Annotated in this window: 14 protein-coding genes and 1 pseudogene; 12 read left to right on the plus strand and 3 right to left on the minus strand. The window is 39.4% G+C overall.

Features of this window, described 5'->3' with window-relative positions; all coding sequences use genetic code 11:
• Together CH377_RS19810 and CH377_RS17600 are read left to right on the plus strand one after the other, a co-directional pair.
• A pseudogene (locus tag CH377_RS19810) lies at positions 1-4,753 on the plus strand (RHS repeat domain-containing protein); the annotation flags it as partial.
• Between the two features lie 666 nt (positions 4,754-5,419).
• Positions 5,420-6,100, plus strand: a complete 681-nt coding sequence (locus tag CH377_RS17600; RefSeq protein WP_125172183.1) for a hypothetical protein — start codon at positions 5,420-5,422, stop codon at positions 6,098-6,100.
• Positions 6,101-6,151: 51 nt separating this feature from the next.
• Here CH377_RS17600 and CH377_RS17605 read toward each other — a convergent pair whose 3' ends face one another.
• Positions 6,152-7,213, minus strand: coding sequence for an MBL fold metallo-hydrolase (locus CH377_RS17605; RefSeq protein WP_100725054.1), 1,062 nt, complete (start codon positions 7,211-7,213; stop codon positions 6,152-6,154).
• Positions 7,214-7,469: 256 nt separating this feature from the next.
• On the opposite strand from CH377_RS17605, the gene CH377_RS17610 reads away from it, so the two are divergent.
• The 8 genes from CH377_RS17610 (at position 7,470) to CH377_RS17645 (ending at position 16,260) form a co-directional block, all read left to right on the plus strand.
• Complete coding sequence (locus tag CH377_RS17610) at positions 7,470-7,646, plus strand: YegP family protein (RefSeq protein WP_100725055.1); 177 nt, start codon at positions 7,470-7,472, stop codon at positions 7,644-7,646.
• A 410-nt stretch (positions 7,647-8,056) separates the two neighbouring features.
• Positions 8,057-9,352, plus strand: a complete 1,296-nt coding sequence (locus tag CH377_RS17615; protein WP_100725056.1) for a response regulator — start codon at positions 8,057-8,059, stop codon at positions 9,350-9,352.
• A 4-nt stretch (positions 9,353-9,356) separates the two neighbouring features.
• Positions 9,357-11,888, plus strand: coding sequence for a chemotaxis protein CheW (locus tag CH377_RS17620; protein ID WP_100725057.1), 2,532 nt, complete (start codon positions 9,357-9,359; stop codon positions 11,886-11,888).
• A gap of 3 nt (positions 11,889-11,891) precedes the next feature.
• Positions 11,892-12,335: a chemotaxis protein CheW gene (locus tag CH377_RS17625; RefSeq protein ID WP_100725058.1), complete on the plus strand. Its 444-nt coding sequence runs from the start codon at positions 11,892-11,894 to the stop codon at positions 12,333-12,335.
• Between the two features lie 10 nt (positions 12,336-12,345).
• Positions 12,346-13,962: a methyl-accepting chemotaxis protein gene (locus CH377_RS17630; RefSeq protein ID WP_100725059.1), complete on the plus strand. Its 1,617-nt coding sequence runs from the start codon at positions 12,346-12,348 to the stop codon at positions 13,960-13,962.
• A gap of 4 nt (positions 13,963-13,966) precedes the next feature.
• On the plus strand, positions 13,967-15,046 hold the full coding sequence (locus CH377_RS17635) for a protein-glutamate methylesterase/protein-glutamine glutaminase (protein WP_100725105.1): 1,080 nt from the start codon (positions 13,967-13,969) through the stop codon (positions 15,044-15,046).
• Between the two features lie 5 nt (positions 15,047-15,051).
• The gene (locus CH377_RS17640) at positions 15,052-15,894 is read left to right on the plus strand and encodes a CheR family methyltransferase (RefSeq protein ID WP_100725060.1); all 843 of its coding nucleotides are present in this window, start codon (positions 15,052-15,054) and stop codon (positions 15,892-15,894) included.
• A gap of 3 nt (positions 15,895-15,897) precedes the next feature.
• Positions 15,898-16,260 carry a response regulator gene (locus tag CH377_RS17645; protein ID WP_100725061.1) on the plus strand — a complete coding sequence of 121 codons (363 nt, stop codon included), beginning with the start codon at positions 15,898-15,900 and terminating at the stop codon, positions 16,258-16,260.
• Positions 16,261-16,311: 51 nt separating this feature from the next.
• Here CH377_RS17645 and CH377_RS17650 read toward each other — a convergent pair whose 3' ends face one another.
• Entirely contained in the window at positions 16,312-17,151 is an 840-nt protein-coding gene (locus CH377_RS17650; RefSeq protein ID WP_100725062.1) for an SDR family NAD(P)-dependent oxidoreductase, read from the minus strand.
• Positions 17,152-17,178: 27 nt separating this feature from the next.
• Positions 17,179-18,630 (minus strand): flavin-containing monooxygenase, encoded by a 1,452-nt coding sequence (locus tag CH377_RS17655; RefSeq protein WP_100725063.1) that lies wholly within the window; start codon positions 18,628-18,630, stop codon positions 17,179-17,181.
• A gap of 274 nt (positions 18,631-18,904) precedes the next feature.
• Here CH377_RS17655 and CH377_RS17660 point away from each other — a divergent pair, with 274 nt between their 5' ends.
• Positions 18,905-19,225 (plus strand): DUF1330 domain-containing protein, encoded by a 321-nt coding sequence (locus CH377_RS17660; protein ID WP_100725064.1) that lies wholly within the window; start codon positions 18,905-18,907, stop codon positions 19,223-19,225.
• A 9-nt stretch (positions 19,226-19,234) separates the two neighbouring features.
• Complete coding sequence (locus CH377_RS17665; RefSeq protein WP_100725065.1) at positions 19,235-19,618, plus strand: TfoX/Sxy family protein; 384 nt, start codon at positions 19,235-19,237, stop codon at positions 19,616-19,618.
• The last annotated feature ends 88 nt before the right edge of the window (positions 19,619-19,706 follow it).

The following is a 19,706-nucleotide window of genomic DNA, read 5'->3' on the forward strand; positions in this document are numbered from 1 at the left end:
TAAGATCTATAGTGATATGAATTATGGTCCTGATCAGAATAGAGTCATGAAAACTCCTCTTCCTAAAGACGAGGCAAAGTTAGAAAAGGGTTTTGCAGCTATTCCGATTTTAGGAGGCACAAAGTCTCTCCTGCTAGATTACGTTTACGACGGGAACCAAACTCCAGGAAAAGGTGAGATCGCTTATGCTGGATGTTTTACTGCGGATGATTGTTCTGCTTCTCCTGAACTTTTACTTTTTGATAGAAATGCCGGAGTATTCAATTTAAAGAAAGGAACAGGTTACACTTCCGGAGTACTTACCTCCTTCTTACCGGAAGCAACCGGAGTCGCCACTCCTTTTGGAGGAAGGCCCGATCGATATACTAGATCCACTAAAGACGAAGTTTTATATTTTAAGAAAAATGGAAGTATGAATCAATTTTTTGTAGTTCGTAACTCCAGCGGCACAGCATTCGAAACCGCGAACCTAGCAGGTTTTACGGATACACAAGTAGGGAATTTTAATATTTCAGAAAGTGCTTATGTGGTGGATAATTTCGAAAGCGCTTCCTATAAATCCGTACTCATTCTAGACGATCAAGCCACTGCCGGAACCGGCAGATTTATTTTGACGAGCCAAAACGGAGTGAGGGCCCTTGCTCCTGCTGGAGATGTTGTTGCTTCTTACCTTTTAGGAAGATTAGATCAATCCGGAAATTCTGGTACGGATAGATTGAGTAAAAATCAATATAGTTTTTTCTCCGGGGACTTCACAGGAGTAGGCAAGGCGCAGATCTTACTCGTGGATAGAAGTGGAGGTGTTCATAATTGGTATTTAGGAACTCTGGATATCGCCCAAAATAAGATCCAATTCAAAAAACTTATAAATCCTCCGAACCTTCCTTTTACTTCTGCGGAATTCGATTCTATCAACGCTGCAGGAATTTCTTACGGTATAGTTCCGGAAACCACCGGCAATTCTATTCTAATCGGAAAAGCAAGCGGAGCAAATATTATATTTTCAAAATATAGGATTTCTGGAACCACTTACTCCGTTACAAAAACGCAATATACTGCAGGGTCTGCAGCATTCAATGGACTTTTTGATTACGAAGGAAATCCAATCCTGAACCAAGGCGGAGATAATAAAATTTACGATATCTCCGCAGACAAAGTTATATCTCCAAGTGGAAACGTAATTACTGCTAAACTAGATCGTCCCGATCTGATGACCAAGGTTTATGTATTCATATGGATCCAAGGAGATTATAACGGAGACGGCCTCACTGATATAGGAATTATTCATCTAAAAGAACCAACTTGGTATTTTGCAATGTCAGACGGGATTGTTCCTGACGTTATGCAAACCGTGAAAAACGGGATCGGCGGAAGTTACGAATTCGAATACACTGATTCTACTAAATTTGATAATACTGGTGGGGATGGTGTTCCGGATCTGCCGGGGTCATACCGGGTTTGTACAAAAATCACTGCAGATGATGGCTTTAGCAATCGGATCTTCAAAACTTATGAATATAGTAACGGGTATGCATTCTCCGCTTTCATCAATGGCAAAGTAGAAAAGGACTTTTTCGGGTTCGGGAATTTTACGGAAAAGGATCCTTATGGCGTTAGGAAAGCCCGCCAATACAATAATATTCCATACTCCGATTTTATGATGAACCGTGCATTAAGTGGCGCGGAAAAGGAATCTCATCTTGTAGGTACAGATAATCAAGATTACGGCTCGATTCTACGAACTTATGATATAAAGAAAATTGAAACTTCTGCAGGAATTACAAGTTACATGGTAATTCCCACCCTTCAAGAGAATTATATCAAAGGAATTAAAACTAAAACTACCGGACAGAATCTGGAACTAAGCGGCTATAATTTATCCAAAAAGACAGAAACAAACACTGACTTATTCGCCGATTCGGCCCATCCTTCCGTCTCCATAACGAATATTACCGAATTCGAAACTGTTTCCTTAAGCAATCAAACTCGGACTAAGAAATCCATAAACCTGGCCGGCTCTTCTAACGAAGTCTCTACTTCAATCACTTACGATACCCAAGGAAATCCAATTCGTAGTGTGACTAGTTATACTGGAAGCGGACTCGGTTCCGTTGCTCCTATGATTACAGAAATTACTTACGATACTTTAGGAAATCAGATCTCTCAAAAAGATGTAAGTGGAAATCCTGCACGTGGGACGGATTTCGTTTACGATACACAACTCAAACAATTTGTAGTCGAGAAAACCAGTTTTGGTGGTTCGATTAGATTAAAAAATTTATACACTATAGATTATACAAATGCGTTCGGCACTCCTCTCCAAGCCACAGACCCGAACGGAAACAAAACGATATATGAATACGATTCTTATGCGAGAACCGTAAAGATTTCTGCAGATACAGATTCGGGCACGAAGGTCCTCGCTACTTACAGTTATGATTCATCTTTTCCTTTGAGCGCAAAATCTGTTCTTATTTCCGGGACCTGGGATCCGGATTTCGCACTAAGAGAATATGCGGACGGGCTGGCAAGGACTGTATATAAAGTTAAAACTGCTTCGGAAGGAAAAGCAGTGCGAACCGGTAGGATCGTATATGATGGAGCTGGGCGAATTTCTCGAAGTGGGCAGGCAGACTGGACGGATACAGGAAACTTGGATCATTTCTCCCTACATATGGAAGAAAAGAATCCGACCGTTTTTGAATACGATGCTATCGGCCGAGTAACAACAGCAACTCTCCCTTTGGCAGCAGGAGAAACTTCTCCTACTATTCTCACTACCGTATACAACGATCCGTATGAAAGTATAGAAATCCATAGTGGTGGGACAAACAAAAGGACTGTAAAGGATGCGAGGGGACAGACTCTTTATGTAGAAGATTCCGGTAGTGACGGAGTTGTAGCACAAATTGGATTCTGCTACAATCTTGCGGGAAATCGTACTAAAAAGTCGGATCTAAACGATGGAACTCCTCTCAATTGCAGCGATATTTCTACTGGGGTCGCAAATAAGGACGTATCCGGCAAGAACCAAGCATATTGGGCTTACGACGGATTTGGAAAAGTAAAGGTTCAAAGTGATCCGGACTTGGGATTACAAAAATTTGAGTACAATGCATTTGGCAACATATCCAAATCCACAGATGCAAAGAATATCATAACCACATTCGGATATGATCCTTTGGGAAGGATGAATACCAAAGTCCAACCAGAGGGGACTACGTATTTGACTTACGATTCCCTATCGGGAAGCCAAAATTCTCTGGGAAAGCTAGTCAAAGTAGAGGACCAGGTTCAAACCAAAACTTTCAGTTATGATAAATTGGGAAGAGTGAAAAAGGAAACTCGCTCTTTCAAAAATATTCCTTTGAAAAACGGAGATGTTCCATATATTACCGAATATGAATATGACCTTTTGGGCAGAGTGAGTAAAGTAGATTATCCTGCACACCCTGTCAATCATTCCAGACTCAGGGCTTGTTACAACTATGGAACTGCAGGATACATTTCCGATATCTCCGTACAAGTGAATACGAATGGGATTTTACCTGGGTTATGTAATAAAACCGTCGTAGAAAATATCACCTATAACGAATTCAATCAAACTGCTGGTTTCACTCTAGGAAATGGGGTCGCTACAAATTATACTTATGACGCAAGGCAGAGACTTGTAAGACTCCAATCCTCCGGGGATGTAGATGGAACTACCAAGGTATTGCAAGACGCAATCTATACATTCAATAGCAGAAATAATATTATAAATATAGCGAATACTGCCTCAGATTATACCACACAGTACGACTATGAATACGACGGGCTCAATCGTCTTGTGAATGCACAGGGCACCTACTTTGAACCGACGGACGCATACACCAAACAATTCCGGCAAAGTTTTGATTATGCAAAAAATGGGAATCTGATCGCTAAGAGATCTCATAATTTTAGCACGGGTGCGATACTAGACGAGAGACTTTATCAGTATGATAATCATCAAGTTCGTAGAATAGATTCCTCTAAATACGGAAGTGATACTCTGAGCATGAATTATGATGCTTCCGGAAATATGATCCGACAAAGAGATCAAGTTTTGGATTTAACCAAACAGATGGAATATGATTCCGAGAATAGGATCGTAAGAATCCGAGATAAAGACAATTATACAATTGGAACTTATTCGTACGATGAGGGAGGTTTCCGGGTCCATAAAAGTGCCCTGGTTCCGGACGGAGCGCAATACAAACACCAGGAGATTCTGTATCCGAACAAGTTTTACGGACTGGAATATATGGATGATGAGAATGTTTTACGCTCCATCAACAATATCTATCTGAATGGGGTCCGTATTGCGGCAATCACGGAAGATGGAAGAGCAGCATTTTATTTAGCAGACCAAGTCGATTCTGTGTCCACGGTTCTGGACGATAATGCGCACACCTTATCTCGTATGCAATATGAGCCTTACGGAGACACTTTTGTCCAACGTGGAAATTTGGCATTCAGTCCTAAATATAACTCTCAGGAATTAGACAAAGAAAGCGGATTCTATTTTTATAATGCACGATACTATGATGCAAGTATCGCACGATTTGTAACTGCGGATACTATCATTGATGGGGAATTTAATACACAAGGTTGGAACAGATTTTCTTATGTGAAAGGAAATCCGATTCTGTATAAGGATCCTACAGGGCATGAAGCAGGATGGTTCGATAATTTAACTAGTAAAATAAAAGGAGCATTCGGCGGAAAATCTAAACTCGACGAATATAACGATAAAGTTGATTCGATGAATTCCATTCCTAAAAATAATAATACTGCTACAAATCAAAAAGAAGGAACGGGATCTGGAAAAGCTAACCAAATACTGAGTAATCCGTTTCGGATCGGAATTAAAAAGAAAGAAGAGAAAAGCTGGTGGAATGCCTTCTCGGGCGAAAACGATTCTAAAAATAAACCTGATTCAAAATCGGAAAAGAAAGTGGAAGAATACGAAGAAATGCAACTGTATCCTGACGGCCCTATTGTCACATTTTGGCTGCCTAAAAAAGTTCAAAAGGCAGGAGAATACGTCGACGCGGCAGCTGGAGTGACGCAATCATTGGAGAATGATAGGTTTTATACAGAACCAGATGGGGAAGGAAATGACGTTATGCATAACGAATTTGGGTCGAAAGCTGCATATTATTACCATAAAAATGGAGAGGACATTTTCAAATGTAATCCATACCAAACATGTAAAGTCCCAATGGAGATTGATACTACTTCAAAATTAGAGTCGGTGAGTGATAAGCTTACAAACGGAAAACAAAAGCCGGCTACACAATACAATTCTAACAATACTACGACAGGCGCTAGGCAATAAAATCTGTTATTTGTAGGATTATTAGCGCATCACCAGATTCCAGGGGCGAATTAATCAGTGCAACAATCCCAAACGGAAAGCATGGCCGTTATGCTTAAACTTATCTTATCTAGCCTTATCATAACATTACTAGAATGCTCATCAGCAACAGGAGGTTATGATTTAATCTCGTATGGAGTAGACACCCAATATCAATTACGTTACGCCGCAGAGACCAATTATTTTGAATCACTTCGTGATTTAGGATTGGATTATCAATCTAGAGCTTTCTTTGTCGAATATGAGAACTTAAATACGATCCTTTTTGATTTAAACAATAGAAAGGTGGCTTTTCATGTTGAACCTAATGTATTAACGGAAAAGGAAAATTATTTATTATGGGAATTTTGCGGATCCAATAAAAATTTGGGAGATCTTGATTTTACTTTTTTTCTGAACGATATACAAATTGGATTAATAGCTTCGTTTGGATTTGATTTTCCGTATAGAAAACTCGGGTTAGGTAAAGAAATCTTTTTTCCACGTAAGCCGGCGGAAGAATATGTTCGGTCCGGTTCTGCAGATGATATATTAACTTGTAGCAGATATATTTTGACCTCTCGAAAGGATATTTATAAAAAAGGTCAGAATATATTTTCAATTAAACTCAAGGCTGATAAAATAATTAATTTTAAATTTTTCTACGATCAGGGATTTGTAAAAAGGTATAAACCGTTTTTTATAGATCTTGGTGATTAGTATTATATATTTATCATATGTTGATATGCGGGATTTTATATTTTCTAAAGTTCAGTAAATTTGAGTTATTCCTTCTTTTAGTATGATAAAGGTTTTTGGGTTCATCCTTAGCTGAAGCATGCCCTTTTTCAATTCCTCTACAGGAGCATTTATTGCTTCTTCTGTCTGCTGAAATGTTCCGAAATGTATTCCAATAGAAAGTTTTGAGCCCAAATCTTTATGGGCTTGTATTGCATCCCAAGGGTTCATATGCACTAACCTCATAAACCATCTAGGCTCATAAGCTCCGATTGGCAGAAGTGAAATATCAGGGCTACCTAATCGATTTTTAATATCTGAATAGTGGGAAGAATAAGCCGCATCTCCTCCGAAATAAACTCTTTTATTACCGATCTTGATCATATAACTTCCCCATAAACTACGATTCCAATCGAATATACCTCTTGCCGAAAGATGTTGCGCTGGAGTGAAAGTTACTTCAGCCTTTTTTCCGATTTTGGTTGTTTGCCACCAATCCATCTCCTCAGTATTTAATATTCCTTCGGATTGAAGAAGTTCCTTATCTCCCAAAGGGACTAAAAACTTGGGTGAAAACTTTTTATTAAGATTTTTCAAAGTCTCTATGTCTAGATGATCGTAATGGTTGTGGCTGATGACAACCAGATCGATCGGAGGAAGATCGTCCATTTGGATACCAGCTTCTCTCACTCTTTTTGTTCCAATCCAGCTTACTGGGCTGATTCTCTTGGACCAGACCGGATCTGTTAGAATATTCATCTCCTGAGATTGTATCAATACGGTGGCATGATTAATGAATGTGATTGCGATTTGGTCCTTGTATAATGGAGTTTTAATGTGCTCTCTTTTTTCATTTAGAACATTCTCTGGCCATTCCTCAAAATGAATTGTAGAAAGAAGTTTTATCATTCTCCAGATTCCGTTTTCCTCCATTTGAGTAGGGTTGAAAAAACGTTTCCCATCGAAATGATCCGAGTCGGGATATTTAGTAGAGGCACAGCAGCCAAATAAGAAAGAAGAAAGTAAGAAAATGAACGGAAGAACAACACTTTTTCCGATTCCGTTGCTACCACCGGTAACGATTGCCATCTTCATTTTTTCCTCCTGCAATGAACAAGCATATTTAGAATTATGAAGGAATTAGAAAGAAAGGTAAAGATTCGATACTACCGTTTGATTGCCTAATCCTACCTTGTTATTTTTAATAATCTCGACCGTTTTCGCACAAGTTAATGCTATTGCATATGAATTGAGTTTTTAACGTTCTCAATCTTTTAGTGCATTCTTCGAAAATAAATTGACTGTCTCTTTTACGTTAAGTTATATTTCCTCCACCTATAGGAGATCAGAAATGTCTGCAAAATTCGTAATTTATAAGGATGCCAAAGGAGATTATCGATTTAGATTAAAGGCCGCAAACGGAGAGATTATTGCCGTAAGCGAAGGTTATTCTTCTAAACAAGCTTGCGAAAATGGGATTGAATCCGTTAAGAAGAACGCGCCCAGTGCACCTGTCGAAGAAGAGTAAAATTATTTTTTTTAATCAAAAGAACTCAAAGAGCATAATGAATATTATGCTCTTCTTGCTCATAATTTGGAATCGGCGTTAAGCTGGCATTGAACCGATTCTACTTTACTATCCAATATTTGAAAACAAATCCTCGAAGAAAATTTTCGCCATTTTCATTTCTATCAGATTGAAAAATTGATATTTGTCAATTTTAGTGTGTTTCCCTAAAGACAAATGCATAACGTTTGTGGCCAAAGTTATATTCTTTATGCGTGGGCTAATCTGAATTTATATTAATTCTATTGAGCGCATTCAAAAGTAATAGACCAGCGTAATAATTTCGATCTATCTCAAGTCTCTAAAAATTGCTCGATTGCGATCCTTTGTCTTTATGTGAAAGGCGCAATAAGAGTAGGGGAAGAAAGTATATGAGATTGGAGTTGGATCAAGTTGTCGATATGCAGGTGCTATCAGCGGAATCCGGAACTGGAAAAATTCTGATCATAGAGGATTCGCCGGAAATTGCATTAGTTTACGATCATTTTTGTAGAAAGATGAATTGGGACTTTGATATTGCGTCTAACGGTATGGAAGGAATGAAGAAAGTCCTTTCAGCTCCAAAGCCTTATTCCGTGTATCTTGTCGACCTGGTAATGCCTGAGCAAGACGGCCCATCCTTTATTCGGGATCTTAAGGAGAAAGATCCGAATGCAATTATAATCGTACAATCTTCCTTAGAGGCACCTGAGAAAATTATAGAAGTGATGAAGCTAGGTGTCTTCGATTATCTAGTTAAACCGATCGCGAAGGAGGCTTTTGATAGAACTATCACCTTGGCTTTTCAATACAATAATCTACGAGCTTTTCAAGCCGATGTGGAAAGATCGAATCGTAACGTATTAAAAGAACAGTTGGATTGGCTAACGTATAAAGAATCCATCAGGAAGTCTGATGAAAATTCATTATCTCTTTCTACGATAAAATCCTTGAATACTTCCTTTTCTCAAGGATCGGGGATCGGCGCCATTCTCTCTCTGCTCGATCTGTTGAAGATGGGGCATCGGACTACTGAAGATGGTGCATTAGTAAGTAATGAAATATTAAATCTTCTTTATGCAAGCCAAGACATCTTGAGAAAGCAGCTCGGCGCTTTGTCCACCATTCTATCTTTGGCAGGAGAACAGGCAAAGATGGAAGCAATCTCAATCGGCGATTTGGTGAACTCTTTAACCAAGAGATCGGACATATTCGTTCCTTTTTTGGATAGGAAAGACTTAAAAATAAGGTTCTCCTCCAGCAAATCAAAAGAATCCGTCAAGATACAGATGGATTGGATGGGCATCGTATTCGAAGAGTTAGTCTTGAATGCAATGAAATATTCCAAGAAGTCCACCTTCATAGACGTTTATTTCAGTAAGATAGACGGATATTTTTGTCTAGCGGTCAAGAATGTTGTTACTTGCACTCAGGACCTTGTGGACGAGGAGAATAAGGAAGTATTAGTGACTCGTCCTTTCTACCGTCTTCTTCCTCCTGTTGAGGAATTTTCCGAGTTAGAAAAATTCGGCATGGGTTTGGGTTTAACTGCAGTAGATATGATCGTAAATAAACATCGAGGAATATTTAATATTCATAATGTTTCGGATCATACTTCTGCTTCTGTGGAGCCGTGTGTAATGGCCGAAGCGTTCTTTCCAGTAGTTATATCTCAAGCGGTGTGTTAAATATATGGAAGTAGATTATGAAAATCTGTTAAAAGATTATTTAGTAGAGACTAGAGAGCTGCTTGATATGGCAGAAGAGTCAATTCTCGAATTGGAGAAGGACTATCATCCAGATCAGATTAACACACTTTTTAGAGTAATCCATACTATAAAGGGGAATTCCGCGATTTTCGATTTTCCTTTGATTACCAGTTTGGCTCATTCTTTCGAAAATTTACTGAATCAGTTGCGGAAAAAAGAAGCGAAACCTTCCGATCGAGATGTCGGTCTCTTTTTGGATTGTATCGACGCTCTGAAAGAAATGAACGAAGGCAAGGATAGTGTTCCTGATTCGAAAGTTTCTGAATTGGTCTTTCGGATCAATGATGTCCTAAGAAAAGAAGACGAGAACTTAGACCCGGATGAAAAACCCAAGTTCGGATTATATTCTCTCCCTAAAAAGAACAAACCTGTAAAGCTTCTTCCTAATGCGGATGGAATTTCGTTCAAAGATGGGAAAGTATTGATCCCTAAAAGTTATATTGCGAAAGCCGAGGAAGCGGGTTCATTTCTTTTTTTGGTTAAATTTCAGCCCAAGAATTCTGAAGATCGAAATTGCTCGGATGTAGTGGAAAAATTTTCCGATTTCGGCTTGGTCTTGAGTCATGGAAATTTCAGCGGAAAGAACGGATCACAATCAAACGGACACGATAATAAAATACATTATGCGGTTATAATGTATTCCTCTGATAAGGAAAGTTTTTTGAAACTTTCCCCAGTTTCTTTGCTCTCTACATCTACAATTTTCAAGCCCGAAGCAAAAGAAATCAATTCGCTTTCACAGGTTAGGCCAGACTGTTCCACGCAATCATCCACTGTGCGGGAAGTTCAAACTAAATCCAGGGATATTTCGGCTGAAAACTATCTCAAGATCCCATTACAACTTTTGGATCATATGATCAATCTCGCGGGAGAAACGATCATAGTAAGAAATCAACTGCTTCAAAAAATAGAGAGTTACAATGATCCTTCTTTGCTATCGATCGTGCGCAACTTGAGTCAGCTGATTACTTCCTCTCAAGAGAGCGTTATGCGGACTAGACTGCAGAAGTTAGAATCGCTCTATAAAAGAATTCCAAGATTGATCCATGATCTTGAGAAAACCACAGGCAAGGAAGTTGAGCTATCTTTGGTAGGCGGAGAAGTCGAGCTTGATAAAAATATAATAGACTCGATCTCCGATCCGATTACGCACATGATCAGAAACTCCGTGGACCACGGGATAGAATCTCCTGAAGAGCGAGTTTTAGCAGGAAAGCCCAGAAAAGGAAAAATACTTTTATCCGCATCCTTGAGAGGAGGGAACGTTATCCTTAAGGTCGAAGACGATGGAAGGGGTTTGAATATCGATAGTATTAAGAATAAAGCGGTTGAAAGACAACTTATTACGGAAGAGGAGGCAGAAAGGAAATCTCCGGAGGAATTGTCCGAGTTTATTTTTTCTCCCGGGTTCAGTACCGCTCATGTGGTTTCTTCCACTTCGGGTCGAGGAGTCGGCATGGATGTGGTAAAGATGAATTTCCAAAAAGCTGGAGGGACAGTCTCGGTTTCATCCAATCAAGGTGGAGGAACCTCGATCATTGCAACCTTACCTCAAACACTTTCCATCATCAATTGCCAAATGGTTCGGACTTCCGAAATGCTTTTTGCAATTCCTCAACAGAATATCTCGGAACTCATTTTGTTGGATCAAAAATCCGTATCTTATCTGGATAAAAAAATGGTGTACCAGTTAAGAGGCCATCTTCTTCCTTTGATCGATACTGGAGAAATACTCGGATTATCTTCCGATCGTTCAAGAGAGACGAATGATAAATACATAGTAGTAGTTCATACAGAAAAACATAAATTTGGAATGTTAATAGAAGAGATTGAAAATCCAGAAGAGATAGTAGTTAAACCTCTCTCTAAGGATCTGGCAAAGATCAATCTTTATACAGGTGCAGCTATATTAGGAGACGGAAATGTAGCGCTGATACTTGATATTTCCGGGATCAGCAAATTTTTAAAATTACATACGAATGTAAAAGAAGAACTTCGTACTAAGTCAGTTCATGAGATCGAAGATCGCGAACATTATCTTCTTTTCTCTGTTGGTAAACAATTGTTCGGATTGGATTCCAAGTTTGTGATCCGGATCGAACAATTGGATCCGAAATATTTCGAAAGGATTATGGATAGTGTAGTAATACAATATCGTGGAGAAGTCATAGAGCTTTGCAGATTGGATCGTTACTTCAACTTGAAAGAAGAAGTAAGAAATGTCGAAAGGACTATGATCCTTGTGCAGACTTCTCTCGGAAAAAAGGGAATTCTTGTAGAAGAAATTCATAATGTAGTCGGAGAAATAGGTTCTTTTGCCAAGAATGAAGACCAATCTTCAGGAATAATAGGTAACGGGATAGTATTCGGGCAAACTGTAGTAGTCATTAATCCGCTTATTGTTTTGGAAAAGATCGGAAAAGACCCGGTTCGTCAAGAGGCAAGTTCGGAGTAATATATGGCAGAACAGGAAGATAAAAAGCAATATTTGTCGTTCTTTCTTGGAACCGAAATTTACGGACTTCCTTTGGAAGGATGTAAAGAAGTAGATCATAATAAACGAATATTAAAAGTTCCGCATTCTCCTGAATATATAGAGGGGATTGTAAACTTACGCGGAGATCTAGTTACCATACTGAATTTGAGATCACTTTTTGGCAAGGACCTGAAGAACGGAGGAGGGAAACATTCTCTTATTCGTTTAAAAGGGAAGAAGGAGACCTTCGCTATCCTTTCCGATTCGGTTTCTGATATTGTAGAAGTTGCTAATAAGGATCTGGAAAGTTGCCCTTCTCATTTAAGCGAGAAAGAGGCAAGATTCATTCGAAACGTAACCATTTTAAAAGATAAGACCATGATTATTTTGAATAGGGAAGAGTTACTACGTCTGGAAGACGAGTGAGGAGAATTATATGTTGGGTTTTGTTTTGCAAAGCAAAGAAAAAGAAAGCGAAAGGAAACAAATGTCCGTTTCGGTTACGGATCATGAACGTACGGTAAAAGAAGGAACAACCCTTGTTTCAATGACCGATTTGAAAGGGCGGGTCATTTATGCTAACAAGGAATTTTTAGAGATAGCAGGTCTGAATGATGAAGAATTGATCGGCAAACCTCATAATGTGGTGAGACACCCTGATATACCCAGGAGTGTATTTAAGGATTTTTGGGATACTATCCAGAGTGGAAAACCTTGGAGAGGGACCGTAAAGAATAGATCAAAAAACGGAGATCATTATTGGGTGGATGCAAACGTCGCACCTAAAGTAGAGAACGGAAATATAGTCGGCTTTATGTCTGTTAGGAGAACTCCGACTCGTCAACAAATAGAAGCGGCTTCAAAACTTTATTCCGACATACTCGCTGGAAAACGCCAATTGGAACCTACTAAGAAGAGGAAGATATCTATTAAAGCAAAGTTATTCTCATTTATATTTTTAAGTGTACTGGGATTAGGAAGTTTAACAATATCTGAGTTTATGGGATTAATCCCAGAAGTTTCCTTCGGTATTGCCGGAACATTTGCGGCGGTTCAGATCTTTTTAGGAGTGTATCTTACTTTCTATATTCTGAAACCTTTAAAAGAAGCGACTGATATCGCAAACAAAATAGCTACCGGGGATCTTTCCGTTAATATAGCTCATAATCGCAACGACGAATTGGGAGAATTGGGAAAAGCGATCCTGAACATGTTGATCAATACTGCTGCTTTGATCTCCCGTTTAAAAGAGAATGGAGATATACTCTTTTCTTCCGCGCAAGAGTTATCGGGAGCAAGCTTAAACTTATCCTCAGGGATCGAGGAAATGTCACAGCAATCGCAGACAATCGCCGCTGCGGCAACTCAGATGAATCAGAATTTAAACGTTGTTTCGAGTTCTATCGAGGAGATGTCCGTATCTGTGGGAGAAGTTGCGAAAAAAGCGGCTGATTCTGCAAAGATAGCAAGAGAGGCAAATTCGACCGCGATCGAAACTAGCAGGCTTGTAAAAGAGCTCGGCGAGAATGCCGACGAGATCGGGAACGTAATCGAAAGTATCTCCAATATTGCTGCTCAAACCAAACTTCTTGCTTTAAATGCAGCGATCGAAGCGGCGGGAGCAGGAGAAGCAGGTAAAGGTTTTGCGGTAGTCGCATCGGAAGTGAAAGAGCTTGCTCGACAATCTGCGGAATCGTCCGAAGAGATCAAAAGTAAGATCTCAGCGATACAAAAGAGTACGGAAAGGGTGATCGAATCCATCGGTAAAATTACAAGTGTGATTGCCGAAGTAAACGAGATCAGCGGAAGTATCGCTTCTGCCGTAGAAGAACAGTCCATCACAACCAAAGAGATTGCAGCTAATGTCAGCCAGACTTCACTTACCTCGAACGATGTGACTAAGAACATCAACGGGATCTCGACTGCATCTCTAGACGGAGCTAAAGATTCAAGTAGTGTATCCAAACTTTCTCAATCTTTACAAGATCTTGCTGCAGGTTTGACCATGTTAGTGAATCAATTCAAAATTTCTAATACGTCAAGTGACAGGTGATCCCTTGGAATTACCTATAGATAAAAATAGAACGGTTAGAAAGGTTTCGGTCTTCGTCGTGGACGATTCTTTGGTTTATCGGAACCTTCTTCGGAATACCTTTTCACAAGACGGTGAGATCGAATTTTTAGGAGCAGCGATAGATGGGAAGTTCGCCCTTCCTAAGATTGCACAACTAAAACCGGACTTCGTGATCTTGGACGTAGAAATGCCTCAGATGAACGGGATCCAAACATTAGAGGAAATTAAATCAAAATTCCCCGAAACTAAGGTGATTATGCTTAGCTCTCTTACTCAAGACGGAGCTAAGATTACGTTGAAGGCCTTAGAGTTGGGAGCAATCGATTTTGTTCCGAAACCTAACGGAGGGCAAGAAGTAGCGTTAAGCGAAACATTAGAGCTATTAACTTCCAAAATTAAGGCTCTAAGTCCATTAAAACCTTCCGTTCAAACCTCTTTCGAAATAAAAAATCCTTCGGTCAAAACTGTTTTAAATCGGAGGGAGAAAGATTTCGTGATATGTGCGATAGGGATATCGACCGGTGGGCCTATTGCTTTGCGCCAATTATTCTTGAAGTTGTCACCTAATCTTGCCGGAAGTATCGTAATTGCTCAGCATATGCCGCCGCTATTCACTAATTATTTAGCGGAAAGCCTTTCACAAGCCGCACATATGCCGATCAAAGAGGCGGATGATGGAGAAGTTTTACGGAAGGGAGTAGCTTATATCGCTCCTGGAGGCAAACAACTACAGATTATCAATGGTGCTTCCGGTCCGACTACGAGAGTTTTTGACGGGCCGGAAGAAGAATTATGTAAACCTTCCGTAAATATTCTCTTTAAATCTTTAGCCGAAAATTTTCCGAAAGAAACCGCCGCCATCATTATGACCGGGATGGGAGAAGACGGTTATCTTGGGATGAAAGAGCTGAAGAAGAACGGAGCATACCTGATCGCACAGAATAGAGAATCATGTACAGTTTTCGGGATGCCTAATCGTCCTGTTCAGGAAGGACTCGTCGACGAAGTGCTGGATGTCGAAAAGATCGCCGAGAAGATCTCCAGTTTATTACAAAGGATCTAATCATAATGCAAGATGGCACCTTCGAATTGATGGAAATGATAAAACAAGCGACGGGCATATCTCTAACCGAAGAAAAAGTATATCTCCTGGAAAGCCGCCTTTCTGATATATTATCAGATTATAATTTATCCGATTTTGGTCAACTGTCGAAAAAATTCAAAGAAAGTTCGGATCAAGAATTTAGGGAAAAGGTTATAGAGAGGGTAACTACTCACGAAACCAGATTTTTTAGGGATGAAAGTATTTTCGGAGCGATCTTAGAAAGGATCATACCTGAAATTTTGGAAAGAAAACAACAAAAAGATTCGAAGATCAAGATTTGGTCGGCGGCTTGTTCTACCGGACAGGAACCTTATTCCATCGCAATCTCTATCCACGAAAGGTATCCTCAGCTATTTAGGAATATCAGTATAATCGCAACGGACATTGCAAAGGATACGATAGAAAGAGCCAAAAGTGGAATTTATTCTGCGTTTGAGATCGGCAGAGGATTGTCCGACATTCATTTGGCGAAATATTTCGATCCATTTTCCAAAGGATTATATAGAGTAAACGACGAGATAAGATCTATTATAGAATTCAAACAACATAATCTGATCTACGATCCGTATCCTTCGAATTGTGATCTGATCCTTTGCCGAAATGTGTCCTACTATTTCGATCATTTGGAAAGAAAGAACTTATTCAATAAAATGGAGAAAGCCCTAGATCAAGATAGCTTTCTTATATTAGGTTCTGCCGAGTCCATTTCAGAATATTCGAAAAATTTTATTATCCGTGAATTCGGTCTTTGCCGGTTTTACGAATTGAATCCTTCTAACTTCACGTTATTTATTAAAGGAGCTTAATATATGGGGAATTTAAAAATATTGGCGGTAGATGACTCGGCAACTATGAGAAGCCTGGTACAGCAAACATTAGGAATAGGCGGTTACGAGGTAACTCTTGCATCCGACGGTAAGGAAGGTATAGATAAATTCGGCGACTCTAATTTTGATCTTGTCATAACGGATATAAATATGCCGGTAATGGATGGAATCACTTTTATACGTGAAGTTAGAAAGAGAAATACGGATGTACCTATCCTGACTTTGACAACCGAATCAGAAGATAATATAAAACAGAAGGGGGAGGAAGCGGGAGCGAATGGATGGATCATCAAACCTTTTCGGCCTGCACAATTCCTTGATATTATAAAACAAGTCTTACAATAAGATTGAATTAGTATTTGCGGGAGCCGTTGGAATGGCCCCCGCAAATAATTTTTATCTCATTTGTCTAAGCAGAACTTTTCCGATTATCACCTGATAAAAAGTTGGAAGCAATCTCTGCATTAGATCGACAAATACCGCATCGGGTCCAATGAGAACTCTGCGAGAATTCTTCTTTACTCCTTTTAAAATTACTTTTGCAGCTTTTTCTGCACTAGTAATAAACTGAGCGGACATTTTTTCCCCTGCGGTACTTGGATCCAAGCCGAGTGCTTTTACGCTATCATTGGTTTTGGAACTTTTTGCGATCGCTGTTTTGATCCCGCCAGGATGGACGCTTGTGGCGGAAACTTTTGCCTTTGTAAAATCCAATTCTTGCCTTAAGGTTTCTGTAAACCCTCTGACTGCAAATTTGGACGCGTTGTATGCAGAAGTTCCGGGAACGGCGATGATTCCGAATACGCTGGAAGTATTGATGATATGACCTTCTCCACTTTCTTTTAGATAAGGGAGGAATGCTTGGGTCCCGTTTACTACCCCGCCAAAGTTGATATCCATTACTCTCTGAAAGTCTTTGGATTCGAAACCTTCTATCGTAGAACCGAATGCGATACCTGCATTATTAAATATTAAATTTATCTTATTATGATCTTTGGCTACCTTGGAGGCCCAATCGAAAACCGCAGATCGATCCGATACGTCCAGTTTTTGGCTGGTAACTGAAACATTCGGATTCTTCTTCTTTACTAATTGGATTGTTTCCGCAAGGCCTGCTTCATTTACATCTGATAATGCAAGATTACATTCTTGCTCTGCAAGTTGGATCGCAAGTTCTCTTCCCATTCCGGAGCCGGCTCCAGTGATAGCGGCGACTTTATTTTTGAAACTTTTCATTTGGTTTTTCTTCTTCCTATTTTGTGTTTATCCGAAGGACAAGTTGGAGTCATTTACGTTTGCAAAATTTATATCGAATAGATCCATTAGATAATTCTGATGGAATCTCCAAGGACGATTTGCTCCTCTTTGAGGAAACTGCTCTATCGCCCTCTGGATGTATCCCGAATTTAGATCGAGGATTGGTTCCCTCTCCATTTTTGTAGGATCACAAACTGGAACACATTGTTTGTAACCTTTCGTTTGCATATGGTTCAGAAGTCTTGCAACATAAGTAGAAGTTAGATCCGCTCTTAGAGTCCAAGATGCATTTGTATATCCTACACAGAATGCAAAATTTGGAACCCCGCTTAACATTAATCCTTTGAACGTAAATTGTTTAGAAATATCCACTTCCTTACCATCTACCTTCAATTGGATCCCACCGATTGCGAGTAATTCTAATCCTGTTGCGGTTACTATGATGTCCGCTTCCAATTCTTTTCCGGATTTTAATTTAATCCCTCTGGATGTGAAAGTTTCAATATGGTCTGTGACGATTGATGCTTTCCCTTTAGAAATTGATTTAAAAAGATCAGAGTCGGGAACTAAACATACCCTTTGGTCCCAAGGTTGGTAATTCGGTTTGAAATGAGTATCTATATCATAACCTTTGGGAAGAGAAATTTTTAATCTTAATCTTATCAACCACTTCGCAAAGTTGGGAGATCTTTTACAAACTTGGTAAAACCAAATTTGGATCAGAATGTTTTTGATCCGAGTGATATGATGCGCCAGTTTAGCCGGTAGAATGAATCTTAAAAAATCTGCTACTATATCTTTGGACGGAAGACTGGTAATGTAAGTAGGCGACCTTTGCAACATTGTTACGTGTGAAGCATCACCTGCCATGGAAGGAACTAATGTGACTGCAGTTGCACCACTTCCGATCACTACGACTTTTTTGCCCTTATAGTCCAACTTCTCCGGCCAATGTTGTGGATGGATGATCTGTCCTTTAAAGTTTTTTACTCCTGGAAAATTTGGAGTAAACCCCTTATCGTAATTATAATAACCGCTGCAAATATAAAGAAAGTCTGCCGTATATGTGCGTTTTTCTTTTTTGGGTCCTACTTCTACATTTAAAGTCCAAAAGTTTTCTTTACTAGACCAAGACGTTGACGTCACTCTATGTTCAAATCTGATATTACGATCTATTCCGAATTCGGATGCAGTTTCTCTCACATAATTTAGGATAGAAGGTCCGTCGGCGATCGCCTTCGCTTCTTTCCAAGGTCGGAAAGAATAACCCAAAGTGAACATATCGGAATCGGAACGAATTCCAGGATAACGAAATAGACTCCAGGTTCCGCCGATGTCTGCTCTACTTTCTAATATTGTGTATTTTTTACCCGGGCAAAGTTTTTGCAGATGGTAGCCCGCGCTGATCCCTGATAAACCTGCGCCCACAGTGATCACATCGAAATGTTCTTTTTGCATTTTTTCCTCGGTGGATATTTTATCGATCCCGTTGGAAGAACCGATTACATCCCGCTTGTCTAAAGAGGATTTTGCACCAAAACCGAGTAAGATTCGACTGATCTTATAATATCGCCCTCAAAAATTCGTTCGAGATGATAAGAAGATACCGGATTTTTTCAATTCTACTCAAATAAAACGGTGTTCGGGTATGATATGGATTGTAGTAGTTTATAGCTCAAAGTAATCCCTAAAAGGCTTGCCTAGATATCAAAATTGAATCATGGAGAGGATCATGAAGTATTACTCTGTAGCAGAATTGAATATCACCAGCGCTCGTTGGATCCCTGCATATGTTCGTAATGTAACCAAGATGGTGGAGAAATTCGGGGGAAGATATCTTTCCAGAACCACGAATATGGAGAAGATGGAAGGGGATAGAAAACTTCCTCAATTATTTTTGATCATCGAATGGCCATCCAAAGAAGCAGTTCAAAACTTTTATAATTCCGAAGAATACAAACCGTTTCTGGAAAGTAGACTAAAAGGTTCTAATGGGGAATTTATTTTAGTTCCGGGAGAAGATGTGAATCAACTCGCGAATGTCCCGAATTAGGATTAAACTATGGCGATTAACGAAAAATTAGCTGAACGTGTTCGAAAAACTTTTACCAAACAGAAAGAGGTAGAGGAGAAAAAAATGTTCGGCGGCCTCTGCTTCATGGTAAATGGAAAAATGTGTGTTTGTGTCAGGGATGAGGAACTCATGTTTAGAATAGATCCCAAAGATTACGAATCCGTTTTAGAAAAGAAAAAAGCCAGGCCAATGATCCATAATGGAAATTTGATGAAGGGATTTGTATTCGTAAAGGTGGAAGATGTAAAGTCTGAGAAAGAATTCGAATACTGGATGGACCTTGCCTTGGATTATAACAAGACTGCAAAAGCCAGTAAGAAAAGTGTGAAAAGGAAAGTCCCAGTTCCAAAGAAAATTTCTAAGAAAAAGTAAGTGCCAGTAATACTTTTATACATTTATTTCTTCGTTTAGAATAATTATAACTCTATCCTTTGCTTTAAAAATCGGTTTACTTCCTTTC

The organism is Leptospira haakeii, assembly GCF_002812045.1.
Classification (GTDB): Bacteria; Spirochaetota; Leptospiria; order Leptospirales; family Leptospiraceae; genus Leptospira_B; species Leptospira_B haakeii.

Excerpts from the sequence above, each read along its gene's own strand:
- CH377_RS17605 (WP_100725054.1), bottom strand. The coding sequence starts at position 7,213 with ATGAAGATGGCAATCGTTACCGGTGGTAGCAACGGAATCGGAAAAAGT.
- CH377_RS17610 (WP_100725055.1), top strand. The coding sequence starts at position 7,470 with ATGTCTGCAAAATTCGTAATTTATAAGGATGCCAAAGGAGATTATCGA.
- CH377_RS17615 (WP_100725056.1), top strand. The coding sequence starts at position 8,057 with ATGAGATTGGAGTTGGATCAAGTTGTCGATATGCAGGTGCTATCAGCG.
- CH377_RS17620 (WP_100725057.1), top strand. The coding sequence starts at position 9,357 with ATGGAAGTAGATTATGAAAATCTGTTAAAAGATTATTTAGTAGAGACT.
- CH377_RS17625 (WP_100725058.1), top strand. The coding sequence starts at position 11,892 with ATGGCAGAACAGGAAGATAAAAAGCAATATTTGTCGTTCTTTCTTGGA.
- CH377_RS17630 (WP_100725059.1), top strand. The coding sequence starts at position 12,346 with ATGTTGGGTTTTGTTTTGCAAAGCAAAGAAAAAGAAAGCGAAAGGAAA.
- CH377_RS17640 (WP_100725060.1), top strand. The coding sequence starts at position 15,052 with ATGCAAGATGGCACCTTCGAATTGATGGAAATGATAAAACAAGCGACG.
- CH377_RS17645 (WP_100725061.1), top strand. The coding sequence starts at position 15,898 with ATGGGGAATTTAAAAATATTGGCGGTAGATGACTCGGCAACTATGAGA.
- CH377_RS17650 (WP_100725062.1), bottom strand. The coding sequence starts at position 17,151 with ATGAAAAGTTTCAAAAATAAAGTCGCCGCTATCACTGGAGCCGGCTCC.
- CH377_RS17655 (WP_100725063.1), bottom strand. The coding sequence starts at position 18,630 with ATGCAAAAAGAACATTTCGATGTGATCACTGTGGGCGCAGGTTTATCA.
- CH377_RS17660 (WP_100725064.1), top strand. The coding sequence starts at position 18,905 with ATGAAGTATTACTCTGTAGCAGAATTGAATATCACCAGCGCTCGTTGG.
- CH377_RS17665 (WP_100725065.1), top strand. The coding sequence starts at position 19,235 with ATGGCGATTAACGAAAAATTAGCTGAACGTGTTCGAAAAACTTTTACC.